10 protein-coding genes are annotated in these 13,958 nt (G+C 69.2%); 2 read left to right on the top strand and 8 right to left on the bottom strand.

Translation table 11 applies throughout. From position 1 onward, the window contains the following. Nucleotides 1-6 precede the first annotated feature (6 nt). From AC1D1A_RS17235 to AC1D1A_RS17210, 6 genes are all read right to left on the bottom strand, one after another. Nucleotides 7-2,514: a beta-glucosidase gene (locus AC1D1A_RS17235; protein WP_476948292.1), complete on the bottom strand. Its 2,508-nt coding sequence runs from the start codon at nt 2,512-2,514 to the stop codon at nt 7-9. A gap of 104 nt (nt 2,515-2,618) precedes the next feature. Further along, entirely contained in the window at nt 2,619-4,946 is a 2,328-nt protein-coding gene (locus tag AC1D1A_RS17230) for an alpha-L-rhamnosidase (protein ID WP_476858659.1), read from the bottom strand. 92 nt (nt 4,947-5,038) lie between these two features. Further along, a complete protein-coding gene (locus AC1D1A_RS17225) occupies nt 5,039-6,046 on the bottom strand; it encodes an oligopeptide/dipeptide ABC transporter ATP-binding protein (protein WP_476948291.1) in 1,008 nt (335 codons plus the stop codon). Beyond that, nucleotides 6,043-8,163 (bottom strand): dipeptide/oligopeptide/nickel ABC transporter permease/ATP-binding protein, encoded by a 2,121-nt coding sequence (locus AC1D1A_RS17220; protein WP_476948290.1) that lies wholly within the window; start codon nt 8,161-8,163, stop codon nt 6,043-6,045. The genes AC1D1A_RS17225 and AC1D1A_RS17220 overlap by 4 nt, the downstream gene beginning before the upstream one ends. Continuing rightward, nucleotides 8,160-9,113, bottom strand: coding sequence for an ABC transporter permease (locus tag AC1D1A_RS17215; RefSeq protein ID WP_476849541.1), 954 nt, complete (start codon nt 9,111-9,113; stop codon nt 8,160-8,162). The genes AC1D1A_RS17220 and AC1D1A_RS17215 overlap by 4 nt, the downstream gene beginning before the upstream one ends. 61 nt (nt 9,114-9,174) lie before the next feature. Next, a complete protein-coding gene (locus AC1D1A_RS17210; RefSeq protein WP_476856001.1) occupies nt 9,175-10,731 on the bottom strand; it encodes an ABC transporter substrate-binding protein in 1,557 nt (518 codons plus the stop codon). Between the two features lie 250 nt (nt 10,732-10,981). On the opposite strand from AC1D1A_RS17210, the gene AC1D1A_RS17205 reads away from it, so the two are divergent. Both AC1D1A_RS17205 and AC1D1A_RS17200 read left to right on the top strand, forming a co-directional pair. Next, the gene (locus AC1D1A_RS17205; protein ID WP_476948289.1) at nt 10,982-11,827 is read left to right on the top strand and encodes an IclR family transcriptional regulator; all 846 of its coding nucleotides are present in this window, start codon (nt 10,982-10,984) and stop codon (nt 11,825-11,827) included. 196 nt (nt 11,828-12,023) lie between these two features. Further along, nucleotides 12,024-12,320, top strand: a complete 297-nt coding sequence (locus AC1D1A_RS17200; protein ID WP_223916956.1) for a hypothetical protein — start codon at nt 12,024-12,026, stop codon at nt 12,318-12,320. Nucleotides 12,321-12,344: 24 nt separating this feature from the next. Here AC1D1A_RS17200 and AC1D1A_RS17195 read toward each other — a convergent pair whose 3' ends face one another. Both AC1D1A_RS17195 and AC1D1A_RS17190 read right to left on the bottom strand, forming a co-directional pair. Further along, the gene (locus tag AC1D1A_RS17195) at nt 12,345-13,358 is read right to left on the bottom strand and encodes a hypothetical protein (protein ID WP_476948288.1); all 1,014 of its coding nucleotides are present in this window, start codon (nt 13,356-13,358) and stop codon (nt 12,345-12,347) included. A 99-nt stretch (nt 13,359-13,457) separates the two neighbouring features. After that, nucleotides 13,458-13,910, bottom strand: a complete 453-nt coding sequence (locus AC1D1A_RS17190) for a universal stress protein (protein WP_476849536.1) — start codon at nt 13,908-13,910, stop codon at nt 13,458-13,460. Nucleotides 13,911-13,958: the final 48 nt, after the last annotated feature.

The raw sequence follows: 13,958 nt of genomic DNA, 5'->3' as shown, positions 1-13,958 counted from the left end.
GGCTGCCTACCTCGTCCCGTCGAGGGCGGGGACTGACGCCGCCGGCCTGACGGAGGCCGCGAGGGGTCCGGCGAGCGCGTCGCGCGCGTCGCCGGCGTGCCCGGCGGGCGCGATCCTGAAGGTTGTCTCCTCCCCACACCAGCCGCGCCCGGCGTCCCAGTGCTGGAAAGACCGCCCGGGCAGTGTGACCCGGATGTCGCGGCGTTCCCCGGCGGGGATGAGGGCCGTCGCGAAGCCTGTCAGCCAGAACCCGGGCCGGTCCACGTCCGTTTCCGGGGCGTCGGCGTAGATCTGCGCCAGGTATTTTCCGGCCCGGGCACCGGTGTTGCGGACCGTCAGGACGGTGTGCACGTCCTCCCCGGGTGCCGCTTCCTCCAGCTGCGCGAACCCCTCCACGGCGAAGGTGGTGTAGCCCAGTCCGTGGCCGAGCCAATACGCCGGAGCGGCAGCCTGCGTGGATTGCGCGGCTTGTCTTGCCCAGCCGCGGTAGCCGACATCCAGCCGTTCTGTGTACTCGAGCTGGCCGTTCCGGGGGTGCGTGTCGCGGACGGGAGCATCGGCCAGGGCGGCCGGCCAGGTGGTTGGCAGGTGGCCGCCGGGCTCGGCGTCGCCGAACAGCACATCGGCCAGGGCGTTTCCGAATTCCATGCCCGGGAACCAGACCAGGAGCACCGCCGCGGCGTCGTTCCGCCAGGGCATCTCCACCGGGGCGCCGGCGTTGACCACCACCACGGTGCGTGGGTTCGCTTCGATGACGGCGCGGACGAGGTCGTCCTGCCGGCCCGGCAGCGCCAGGGAGGTTCGGTCAAAGCCTTCGCTTTCGACGGCACCGGAGGTCCCGACCATCACGACGGCGACGTCGGCGACGTCGGCGGCGCCGGCCGCGGCAGCCGCCTTGGCGATCTCGCGGTCCGCCGATTCCCGGGGTTCGTCGATGGCCAGCCCTATGCGGAACAGAGTGGCCTCCGGATGCCAGGTGTAGCGCAAGGTCAGTCGCACCGGGGTACCGGCGGTCAGGACGACGCCGGCTGATTCGTCCGGCGCGCCGATCAGCACGGCTCCAACGTCGGCGTAGCGGTCCCGCGAGTCGGCGGCCGCCACGGCGTCGCCGTCGACCTCCAGGCTGGCGCGGCCGATGCCCTTGAATCCCAGCTTCCAGGTGCCGGAGACGTCCGGCGTGAAGATCGTTTCGATGTCGACGGCGGTGGCGCCGGCGGGGATGGCGCCCGCGCCCCGGGTGAGCGTGGTCCGGGGACCGTATTCCTCCGCAACTGTGCCGGCGGGCCCCCGCCAGGTCAGCCGGACGCTTCCCTCCCCCTGGCCCGGGGCGTGGCATTCCGCGTTCCGGGGTTCGCGAAGGCCCCCGGAGAGCCAGGCACCCTGGACGGTCGTGAGCCGGACGCCGTCGCCGGCCCGCGCGCGCAGCCCCGCGGCGGGCGCCACCGTGTAGGCCGGGAACACCGAGGCGCTGCCGCCGCCCTGGGTCCGGGGATCCAGCGCCGCCGGTCCCACCACGGCGATGGAGGTGAGGTCCCCGGGCGAGAGGGGAAGGACGCCGGCCGGATTTTCCAGCAGCACGAATCCTGCCGCCGCGGCCTCCCGGGCCACGGCGGCGCCGGCTTCGGGTGCCGCGGGTTCGTTCCGGCGGCCCTCCTCGACCCGGCGGCCCAGGGTGACGAGCCGGCGCACTTTCTCGTCAATCACGGCCTCGGGGACCAGACCGGCGGAGATGGCTTCGACGAGCCCGTCGCCCCACAGCTTCTCCGGTCCCGGCATGGCGAGGTCCGTGGCCGAAAGGGCGGAGTCCACGGTGGAGTACACCGCGTGCCAGTCCGAGACCACGGCGCCTTCGAATCCCCATTCGGTCTTGAGCGGGTTCTCCGTGAGGGGATTTTCGGTCATGGCCTTGCCGTTCACGCCGTTGTAGGCCGCCATGATCATCCAGGGCCGGGCCTGCCTGACGACGCGTTCAAACGGTGCGAGGTACACCTCATGCAAAGTCCGTTCGTCGAGCACGTTGTTGACGGTGGTCCGCTCGGTCTCGGCCTCGTTGGCGACGAAGTGCTTGGGGCAGGCGCCGATGCCCTGGCCCTGGATGCCGTCCACGTACGCGGCCGCCAGTTCACCGGTGAGGAGCGGGTCCTCGGACAGGCACTCGAAGTTCCGGCCCGCCAGCGGTGAACGGTGCAGGTTCATGGTGGGGCCGAGCACCACGTCCACCTGCTGACGGCGCGCCTCGGCCGCCAGCAGCTTCCCCACCCGCGCCATCAGCCGCCGGTCCCAAGAAGAGGCCAGGCACGTGGCGGACGGCAGGTTCACCGAGCCGGCTGCCTCGGTGTCGCGGTGGCCGCGGACGCCGACGGGCCCGTCGGAAACCGTGATCTTCGGCAGTCCCAGGCGCGGCTCGGCCTGGGTGTGCCACAGGCCGGAGCCGCTCAGGAGCCGGACTTTCTCTGCCACCGGCAGGGTGCGGATCGTTTCTTCGACGTCGGCGTCAAAGCTCGTGGAGGTCATTCGTTGGTGCTCCTGATCGTTGGTTTCGTCAGCTATCAGCATGGGTTTGCGGCGGCGCGCCCGGACAGCGCAGTTTCATTGGTTGACACGGCGCTGGGTGGAATTTAGGAGGCGACGGCCGCTGAGGTGGCGGCGGCGGTCAGGCGGTGCGTGCCCGCCCCCACGCTTCGGCCGTCCTGCCCCGGCAGCCTGATCTCCGCCTCCACGCCGTCGGGGATTTTTGCTTCGACTTCCAGCACCCCGTCGCCGGTGGTCCGCCACTCGACGGCGATGGTGCCGTGCGGGCTGCGCAGGCTGGTCTTGGCCCAATCGATGCCCTCGCCGGGCAGGGGCGCGATCAGCACCCTGGAGTAGCCCGGGGCGAGCGGCCGGATTCCACCGACGTACTTGTGCAACCAATCAGCAATGGCGCCGAGCGCGTAGTGGTTGAAACTGGTCATTTCGCCGGGGTTGATGGTGCCGTCCGGGAGCATGGAGTCCCACCGTTCCCAGACGGTGGTGGCCCCCATGGTCACCGGGTACAGCCATGAGGGGCATTCCTGTTCGAGCAGGAGCCTGTACGCCGCGTCAGTGTGACCGGTATCGGCCAGGGCGCCGGTGATGAAGGGGGTCCCGGCGAACCCGGTGGAGACGCGGTAGTTGTTGTTCCGTACCAGTTCGGCGAGGCGGTTGCCGGCAAACTCCCGCTGCCGGCCGGTCTGCAGGATGTCGAAGGCGATGGCCAGCGCGTAGACCGTGGTGCAGTCGCTGTGCACGGTTCCGTCGGCGGCCACGTAGTGGGTGTTGAAGGCCGCTTTGACCCGTTCGGCGAGGCGGCCGAACGCGTCGGCGTCGGCGTCGTGTCCCAGGAGCGCAGCCGTCCGCGCGGTGATGGACGCCGTGCGGTACAGGCACGCTGTGGCGACGACGCCGGTGTCCGCCTTGGCCGCCCACGGCTGGTCCGGCGCGGCGTCCGGGTCCAGCCAGTCGCCGAACTGGAAGCCTTCATCCCAGAGCCCGGCGGGCGAGAGCAGTCCCTCTACCCGGCGGGTGTGGGAGGCCATCGAGTCGTACTGGTCCTTCAAGACGGTGTCGTCGCCGTAGGCCTCCCACAGCGCCCACGGAACCCACACGGATGCCTCGCTCCAGATGGCAGAGGATTCCGGTGCCGGGAATTCCGGCGGCTGGGGGCAGTACTTCAGTGCGTCCGGCACGGTGATGGGAACGAGTCCGCCGGCAGCCTTTTGTTCCGCGGCGAGGTCGAGGAGCCAGTCCTGCAGGAAGCCCTTGACGTCGTAGAGGAAGGCGGCCGTGGGGGCGAAAACGGCGATGTCCCCGGTCCAGCCGAGCCGCTCATCGCGCTGCGGGCAGTCGGTGGGGAGGTCCAGGAAATTGCCCTTGAGGCCCCAGACGATGTTGCGGTGCAGCTGGTTCACCAGCGGGTTGGAGCACTCGAAGCTGCCGGTGCGTTCAAGCCGGGAGTGCACCGCCACGGCTTCGAGGGATTCCGCCGTCAGCTCGCCGGGCCAGCCGGATACTTCCGCGTAGCGGAACCCGTGGAAGGTCTTGCTGGGTTCGAAGAAGTCCTTGGCGCCGGAGAGGATGAACGTGTCGGTGGCGGCGGCCGAGCGCAGCGGCCGGGTGCCCAGCTCACCGTCCTCGAGGACTTCGGCGTGGCGCACGGTGATGGTGGCGCCGGCGTCGCCCTGGACGGTGAAGCGCAGCCAGCCGACCAGGTTCTGGCCAAAATCCACCAGCGTCTTGCCGGCCGGTGAGGTGAAGACCTCCACCGGTTTGATGACCTCGTTGCGCACCACCGGCGGCCCGACGGGATCCGCCAGCCGGCCGGCGTCGAACTCCAGGGCATGGACCCCAGTCCAGGCGCCGGCCCCCACAGCGGCAGCGTAGGCCTCCGGACCGGCTGCGTCCGCGGCGAAGCCCGGCCGGGCCCAGCCTGCCGGTTCCCGCCGCGCGTCGATGCGCTGTCCGTCGTAAAGATCGTTGGCCGTGGTGCCCGAGGGCCCGGACTGCCAGGACGTGTCCGAGGCGACCGACTGGACGTGGCCGTCGGCGAATTCGATGTCCAGCTGCCCGAAGAACCCGAGCTCATCGCCGTACAGGCCCGACTTGCCGTGCCAGGCCAGGCGTCCGCGGTACCAGCCGTTGCCGAGCGCGACGCCGATCACCGTGGCCGGGCCCACGAGCGCGGTCACATCGTAACTGCGGTAGCGCAGGCGCCATTCGTACGAGCTCCAGCCCGGACTCAGCACGTCCTCACCAACGGGGACGCCGTTGATCTGCGCCTCGTAGATCCCGAACGCCGTGGCCCGCAGGAGCGCGCGCTTCACGGGTCCGTGGCCTTCGTCCAGCCGGAATTCCTTGCGCAGAAGCGGGGCGCCGTCGAAGTCTCGATCCGGCGCGATCATCGTGGCGGACCAGGGTGCGGGGGTCATGTGGTGTCGTCCATTCTTGTGGGGAGTTGCCATGCTGTGGGATTTGCTCGGTACCGCTGGTGCCGCGGGATCAGGCTCGGGACCGGTGCCGCTCAGGCGTAGTGGCAGGCGACGTCGGACGCGCCCACCTTCCGCAGGGCCGGCCGTTCGGTCCGGCACAAGTCCGTGGCCAGCGGGCAGCGCTGGCTGAAGGGGCAGCCGCCGGAAGCGGCAGCGGCGGCCGCCGCGGTCCGCACGCCCAGCGCTTCGCGTTTTTGCCGCCGCTCGGCCTGCTCCGCCGGGCGGGGCACGGGCGAGGCCGCCACGAGCGCCTGGGTGAAGGGGTGTTGGGGCGACTCCGTGACGGCTGCCGCCGGGCCGCTTTCCATGACCTGGCCGCGGTAGAGCACCACGACGCGCTGGGCGAGGAACTGGACCACGGAGATATCGTGGGCGATGAACAAATAGCTCAGCCCCCGCTCGTCCCGGAGGTCGGCCAGGAGGTTCAGGACCTGGGCCCGCGTTGAGAGGTCAAGGGCGCTGACCGCTTCGTCGCACACCACGAGTTTCGGCTCGCAGATCAGTGCCCGGGCGACGGCGATCCGCTGCCGCTGGCCGCCGGAAAACTGGCCGGGAAAGCGGTCCACGGCCTCGCGCGGGAGTCCCACCCTGGCCAGCATGTCCTCGGCGCGCTGCCGGGCCTCCCGGGCGGCCACGCCACGGATCCGCAGCGGTTCGGCCAGTGAGGCACCGATGCTCTGCCGGGGGTTGAGTGATGAGTTCGGGTCCTGGAACACGGCCCGGAGTTCGCCGCCCAGTTCACGCCGCCGTGCGGGGCTGGCATGGGTGATGTCCGTGCCGTTGTAGCTGACCGAACCCCCGCTGCTCTTTTCCAGGCCGAGGATGGCTTTGCCGATCGTGGACTTTCCGGAGCCGGACTCCCCCACCAGGCCCACGGTCTCCCCGTGCCGGATGCTGAAGCTCACGCCGTCCACCGCGGCCGGTCTGGCGGCGGCCTTCCGGCCCCGGCCGTAACGGACCACGAGGTCCACCACGTCCAGGAGCGGCTGCTCGGGAGCCTGCGCTGTTCCGCCCTGGCCTACCGCTGTTTCGATGCTCATGTCCTGTCCTTCTCAACTGTGCTGTCCATCTCAAGAATGTCGAGGACACGGTGGGCGGGTACTTCGGTGGCCACCCAGGCCAGGCCTTCCACGGCCAGTTCGTCGGCCTTGACGCAGCGCACCACGCCGTCGTCCGAGCCCGAGGGAACCAGCGGGACCGGCGCCACGCAGGCCGAGCCTGCGAACTGGCAACGCGCCATGAACCGGCACCCGCCCGGCCAGTCCTTGGGCTGCGGCACCTGGCCGTTGATGGTGGCGAGCCGCTCAGGCATGTCCTCGGCGGTGTTGGCGTGCGGGTCGGCGGCCAGCAACGCCAGGGTGTACGGGTGGCGGGGTTTGTCCAGGATGTTGGCGGTCCGGCCGCTTTCCACCACCTGGCCGGCGTACATCACGGCCACGGTGTCGCAGATGTCGGCCACTACGCCGAGGTCGTGTGTCACCATCACCACGGACATGCCGGTGTCCTTGACCAGTGCCCGCAGCAGCGAGAGGATCTCGGCCTGCACTGTCACGTCCAGCGCCGTGGTGGGTTCGTCGGCGACCAGCAGCCGGGGACGGCCGGCCAGGGCCAGGGCGATGGCCACGCGCTGGGCCATGCCGCCGGAGATCTGGTGCGGGTAGGTGGTGAGGATGCGCGCGGCGTCCACGATGCCCACCTTTTCGAGCAGGCTCAGGGCTTCGGTGCGTGCTTCGGCTTTGCCCATGCCCCGCAGGCGCCGGATGGCGGAGAGCAGCTGGTAGCCGACCGTGAACATGGGGTCGAGGGCACGCATGGGTTCCTGGGAGATCAGCGCGATCTCCCGTCCCCTGACGCCGGCCAGCTCATTTTCCGTGGCGGCCGCGAGGTTCCGGCCGTTCCACAGGATCTGGCCTCCGGTGACGGATACGCCCGAGGGCAACAGGCCCAGCAGGGACAACGCCGTCATGGTTTTGCCGCAACCGGATTCGCCCACCAGCCCGAGCACGGTGCCCTGTTCGACGTCGAAGGAGACCTCCGTGACCAGGGGCGTGCCGGCGTCGACGCCCACCGAGAGCCCGCGGACACTCAGCCGGCCGGCCGCGTCCGGCGCGGCGGCATCGGTGGACGGCGCGGGGGCATCGGTGGACGGCGCAGCCGCGGACGCAGCGGCCCGGCGTCGGCGGTCAGCGGCGGAGGGCAGGTGGGAGGCGGCCGCGTTCGGGCTTTTCCCCAGGGCATTGCCGATGGCATTGGCCGCGAGGACCGTCAGCGCGAGGACCGCACCGGTGGGGACCATCAGCCAGGGGGCGTCGTAGACGTGCTGGGATGCGCCCTGGATCATGCCGCCCCAGCTGGGCTGCGGGATGGGCGGCCCAAATCCGATGAACGCCAGACCGGCCTGGATCAGCATGCCCACCGCGAAGATGAGGGCGGACTGCACCACGATCGTGGTGTTCAACCCGGGCAGCACGTGCCGCAGGCTGATGCCGAGCGTGCTCACGCCGTCCACCTTGGCGGCGTCGACATAGAGCTGTGACTGCAGCGCGGTGGCCTGGCCCAGCATCACGCGGTAGATGCCGGCCGAGATGAGGACGCCCAGAATCGCCATGACGACGGGAATGTTCGTGCCCACGGCACCGATGACCGCCAGGATGATCACCGTACCGGGCAAGGACATCATGACCTCGGTGACGCGGCTGATCGGCCCTTCGGTCCGTTGTTCAGCGGCGGCGACCATCGCCAGGACGGTGCCGAGCCCGACGCCGACAATCACCGTGATGAGCGATGTCCCCAGGGTGCCGGCGGCCGCGGCGAAGATGCGGCTGAGCAGGTCCCGCCCCAGTTCGTCGGTGCCCAGCCAGTGGGCGGCAGTGGGGCCGGACAGGATGGCGGCGAAGTCCTGGTCCTCGGTCTTGTACGGCAGCCACCACGGCGCCGTGAGGGAGGCAACCACCAGGACCGCCAGCCAGAGGACTCCGGCCACGGCACCGGGCGCCGCGAACAGGCGGTGGGCAGGCCTCCGGCCGACGCCAGTTTTGGGACCGGGGCCGGGACCGGGCCGGCCCGTGGCGGTGTTCGCGGGTGGGGCTCCGCCTGTGCCTGTATCTTCCGCATTCGCGGTGGCGGGGACGGGCGCGGGGGCAACGGAGGGGATCATGAGGCACGCAACTTCGGGTCGAGAAACTTGGTGGCGAGCTCCAGCACGAGGTTCACGGCCACCACCACAACGGTGGCGACCACCACGACGCCCTGCACGGACGGGGCGTCGTGGGTGCTGACGGAGGTCTGGACGGCCTGGCCAAGGCCCGGCATGGCGAAGAGCTGCTCCGCGATCACCGAACCGCCGAACAGCCCGATGAACTGCAGGGCGATCCCGGCCACGATCGGCAGGCTGGCATAGCGCAGGGCGTGGACGTACAGGATCTTCCAGGTGGGGGTGGCCGTTGCGCGCAGGGTCCGGATATGTTCCTGCTGCAGCGCCTCCAGCATGGATGCCCGGGTCTGGCGGGCGATGAACGCCGCACCGCCGACGGCGAGGGTGATCACCGGCAGGGCCAGGGACAGGGCCCAGTCCTGGGGTGAGACCTCGAAGGGGACGTAGCCGGTGGCCGGAAAGACCGAGGACTGGACGGCGAAGAGGTACACAAAGATGATGCCGATCCAGAAGGCCGGCAGCGCCACGGCGAGGCCGCAGACGGCTCCGACGATCCGGTCGACCACGCCGCCGCGGACGGCTGCCGTGACGCCAAGACCGATGCCGAGTACGGCGCTCAGGACCGTGGCCCCGGCCGCGAGGGCCGCCGTCACCGGCAGCCTGCTGGCCAGGTCGGCGCTCACGGACCGGCCGTCGATCAGGGACACCCCGAAGTCTCCCTGCGCGGCGCTGCCGAGCCAGCGGAAGAACTGGACGGGGAGCGGATCGGACCAGCCGAGCCGGCTGTTGACCTCGTCAATGGCTTGCTGGGTGGCGCCGGCGCCGAGGGACACGGCGCCGGGGCTGCCCGGCATTGCGTGCACCAAGAGGAACGCCAGCACCGCGACCACCAGTACGGTGGCCAGCGCCATGAGCAGGCGCTTTGCGACGTAAATCGCCATGATGACCTCCATTGGTCAGGTCCTGCCGGACGGCCTTCGCCTTAGGGGTGAAGGCCGCCCGGCAGGGTGGGGGTCAGTTGGCCGGGGCGTAGGACGAGAGCAGCGGGTACACGTTGCTGCCGGCGAACTCCACCGGCTTGACCTTCTTGGTGTTGTAGCCCTGGTTGGTGAGGGATTCGAAGAGCGGGATCATCCAGCCGGATTCGACGAGCCGGGTGTTGAGCTTGGTCAGCGCGGCTTTCCGGGCGGCATCGTCCTTGGCGGCGGCGACCTCGCCGGTGGCGGCGCTGAGCTGGTCGTCCGTGGCCTTCTGGACGTTGGTGAAGCCGTTGAGGATCGCGCCGTACATCAGGCCCACCGGGTTGTCCCAGCCCAGCGGCGCGTAGCCCAGCGGGGTGGTGGCGACGGCGGCGAACGCCTCATCTGTCGACGTCGCCATCTTGACCTGCATGGTGATGCCGACGGCGGCCAGGTCCTTCTGGACCGCCTGGAGGTCGGTCTGGGTGGTGGCGCTCGCGACGATGGTGAATTCAAAGCCGTTGGCGTAGCCGGCTTCCGCCAGCAGGCTCTTGGCCTTCGCGGGGTCGTAGGCGAACTGTGAGTTCAGTGTCTCCGTGAAGCCGGCCGAATCCTTGGGCAGGGCGTTCCACGCCGGGATGTCACCCTTGTGCAGGGCATCGACCAGGGCCTGCCGGTTGATGGCGTACTGGAACGCCTGGCGGACCTTTTCGCTGGCGAAGGCCGGCGACGTCTTGCCCGTCTTGTCGAAGGCGACCATGGTCTGGACCGTGCCGCCGATCTGGGAGACGCCGACACCCTTGGCCTTGACGAAGTCAACGGTCGGTGAGGTCAGCTGGGCGACGTCCACCTGGCCGGAAACGAGGGCGTTGGCCCGGGCCTGCGGATCCTGGATGACGCTGAAGACGATCTTGTTGTAGGGGTATTTCGCGGCGTCGGTGCTCTTGTCGTTCTTCTGCAGGACGTACTTGTTGCCCTTGACCGTGGTTCCGGAGTCCAGCGTGTACGGACCGGAGCCGTCCGGCTTGGCGGCCAGGCTTGCCGTGTCCGCGGCCCCCGCCTTGCCAACGATCATGCCGAGGGTGGAGGTCAGGTTCTTCTCGAAGCCCGGCTGCGCCTTGGCGAACTTCAGCGACACCTGGGTGGGGCTGATGACGTCCACGGATGTCAGTTCCTGGGCGCCGCCCTTGGCGATGGCTGAGTACGCCGAAAGGGCGGGATCCGTGCGGCGGTCAAAGTTGGCCTTCACCAGTGCCGCGTCCAGCGTGGACCCGTCCGTGAACGTCACGCCCTGCTTGAGCGTCAGGGTCAGCACCGTGTTATCGGCGTTGTAGCTGAAACCGGTGGCCAGGCCCGGCCCCACGGAGCCGTCCGCCTTCAGGGTCATGAGGTTCTCGTAGAGGCCTTCGAAGAACTGACGCTGCGCGTCGGAGACCCGCAGCGGGTCGAATCCGAAGGACGCGCTGTCACTCTCGACGCCGATTGTCAGGGTGGTCTTATCCACGGTGGATGCCGCCTGGCCGGAGCCGCCGCAGGCGGTCACGGAGCTGAGCATCAGGACGCCGGCCAGAACGGCCGCGCTCCGTCGGGCGGTGGGGTTCAGAAGTTTCATGTAGTGCGCCTTCGCATTCGTTCCAAAACAACGGGGGTTTTCGGCATCTGGTGGTGGTCGGGACTGGAGCGGACCGGCCGGACGGTGGCCGTCCGGCGCCGGTGCGTTCCGGGCCCTTCCGCCAGATGCGGTCGGGTGGACCGGCTCCATCAAGAGTCGTAGGCGGACGCAATGACGTCACACGAGAATTTCATTGGTTGGAACACTATTGTGGTGAACGTCACTGGCGACGAAGAAGGAACGATGACGAATGACAGCACCCGCGGATACGCATTCCCCCGCTGAAAACCCGCCCGCCGCGCGCGGCAAGCGGCCCAAGCAGGGCGAACCGGTGATCGACCGGGCCCTGAGCCTCCTCGCTGTCTTCACGGACCGCCGCCGGGCGCTGACCCTGTCAGAGATGGCCCGTTATGCGCAGATGCCCGCCCCGACGGCGTTGCGCCTCATTGCCCGGCTGGTCGCCTGGGGCGCTCTGGAACGGCTCGACGACGGTCGCTACGTTGTGGGCGTCCGGCTGTGGGAGATAGCGTCCCTCTCCCCAAGGGGCCACGGGATCCGCGAAATCGCGTTGCCCTACCTTGAGGACCTCTTCGAGGTGACGCGCCATCACGTGTTGCTGGCCGTGCGGGATAGGGACCAGGCCGTCCTGATCGAACGGCTTTCCTCCAAGCAGGCCACGGAAGTCGCCTACCGGGTGGGTGGCCGGCTCCCCCTGCGCTCCACGGCCGTCGGCCTGGTCCTGATGGCCGGCGCGGACGCGGCATTCCAGGAAAAGATCCTCAAGGAACCCGCGGAAACGGAACCGGGCGTGGCTCCCATGCCGGAAGGCCAGCTGCGGCGCACCCTGTCCGACGTCCACCGGACGGGGATTGCCATGATCCGCCGGTCCGCGCCGTCGCTGACTGTTTCCGTGGCGGCGCCCGTCTTTGATGCCCAGGGCACGGTGGTGGCCGCACTGTCGATCGTTGTACCGGACGGGACCACCCCGCCCAATGTCCTGGCTCCGGCGGTGATGGCCACCGCGAGGGCAGTCTCACGAAACCTTGGCTACCGGACTGCCCTGGCCGAGGACGTCCGGACCCTGTCGGACGGCTGACCGCGGAGCTGCCCACCGCCGGCCCTTCCAACCAGTGGAAAGGCCGGCGCGGCGTCGGGATGAAGGGTCATAATGTTGAACCTGCGGGGCGCCCGGCTCCCCGGACCCCCGCCTGCTTCCGCGAGCCCTTGACACGCCCGGTGGCGGCGTCTAGGACTGGCCTTGTCCAGTCCAATCCACCAGCCTAGGAGTTGTTATGGCCACCACGCCCTACGGAATCGTGCACTTCTTCCCGGGAGGCACCAAGGAACAATACGAGGCGTCGCTTGCAGCCGTCCATCCAGGCGCGGGGCTCCTGCCCGAGGGGCAGATCTTCCACGCCGGCGGGGCATCCGAGGGGGGCTGGACGGTCTTGGCAGTCCACGAATCGAAAGAAAGCTGGGAAAAATTCCGGGACACGATCCTCCTGCCCCGGATGCAGGCGGGTATTGAGGGCGGCTTCGCCGCTCCGCCCGAAGAGACGGTGATCGACCTCTACAAGGTTCTGCCCTAGCAGCACGTAACCCACACAGCCACTTCAAACGGCGCGCCCGTACCAGTCGAGTACGCGCAACGCGCGAAGGGTGTTCCACCGGCTGGACCGGCCGTCACCGGCATCAACCGGGAAATGGACGATCCCGGGATGCGTGTTTTCGAGCAACCAGGTCCCGTCCGGCTGCTCCTTTGACCGGAGCACCTCCACGGCTTCGGCCATGCGCGGGTCCGGGGGCTCTCCGGTCGAACGGAAGTACTCCAGGGCACGGAGCACGTCGTAGTGCCAGCGGGTCGGAAAGGAGAACGTCAGCCAAGCCGGGTCTATGACCGCGCCGGTGCTCTTGCGTCGGAACAGGCCCCGCTCCAGCAGATACTCCTCGCCCCGGCGCCGCGCGTCCACGGACTGCGCCGAGCCGCCCGTGACCCGTTCGTGGGCCAGGAGGCCCTCGAGGACGTTGATCGTCGTGGCGGCCGAGGACACCACGGCGCCGGACTCCGCCCAACAGTTCCACCCGCCGTCGTCCAGTTGCCCGCTGACAAGCCGGGAGACGACGCCGTCGACGTCCTGATCGAAGTACGCGCCGAGCGCCACTGTCATTCCGTTGATGCACGGCTCCACCTCGCCTTGGAAATACGGCTGGCCGCCCTCCTCCCAGCGGCAGTTGTCCCTGACCAGCGCTATGGTCTGGCGCATCTGCTCACTTCGCGGGTCGATCCCGAAGTCACGCAGCAGGAGCAAGCTGTACGTTGTGGCGGTCCAGGGCTGGGGGACACGGTCCCAACCTGTGTCACCGCCGGCATCATCCGCACCGCCGCCCTCGGGACCGCCGCCCTCGGCACCGCCTCCGTCGGGGCGGTCGCCCCGGGCGGGGAAATATGCGCCATGCGCCCATTGGCCGTCCTCGTCCCGCAATGCCAGCAGGCGGGCACCCCAGCCTTCGGTCGCTACCCGCGCGCGCTCTGCGGTAACGACCTCGGGCGCGGCGTTGCTGAGATCCTGCAACACCTGCCATCGAAGGGAAGGATCTGAATCCATCAGCCAGTCCAGGACGGTCATACGCCGATGGTAGCGCTCACGGCTCGCTGGCATCGGGTGCTCCCAGTCGAGTGGCCACGCGGCATTGCCCCGGACGTCAGTGGCCAGCGGGCCGGACGCTCAGGAAGCCTTCGGCCGGATCACCAGGACAGGGCACGGGGAGTGGCTGGCCACCTGGGCGGAGACCGATCCGATGTGCAGCCCGGCGAAACCGCCGTGGCCGCGGGAGCCGACGATCACCAGGTCGGCTTCCCGTGCGGCCTCAAGTATTGCCGACGCCGCTGAGTCGTTTTTGATGGACCGCGTCACGACATTGACACCCACTGCGGATTTCGCCGCCTCGGCGCCCAGCGCTTCAGCCTGCTGCTCCGGGGAGTCCTCCGCCACGATTTCGCCTGCCGCGGTTTCCAGCATCGCCGGATACCACGCCATTGGCGCCTTGTTCCAGACAGTCAGGACCCGGAGCTCCGCACTGCGGTACCGGGCCTCTTCAACACCCCACGCCAGGGCCTCGTGGGATTGCTTCGAGCCGTCAAATCCGATCACGATCACAAAGGGATCAACTTTTTTCATGGTTCCAGACTTTCACTGCCGGTTTGCGGCGCCTAGGGGCCTCTGACC

The organism is Arthrobacter sp. P1_B9, from assembly GCF_056406495.1.
Note: the sequence above shows the minus strand (reverse complement) of the source record. Positions and strands in the feature narration are given on the sequence as shown.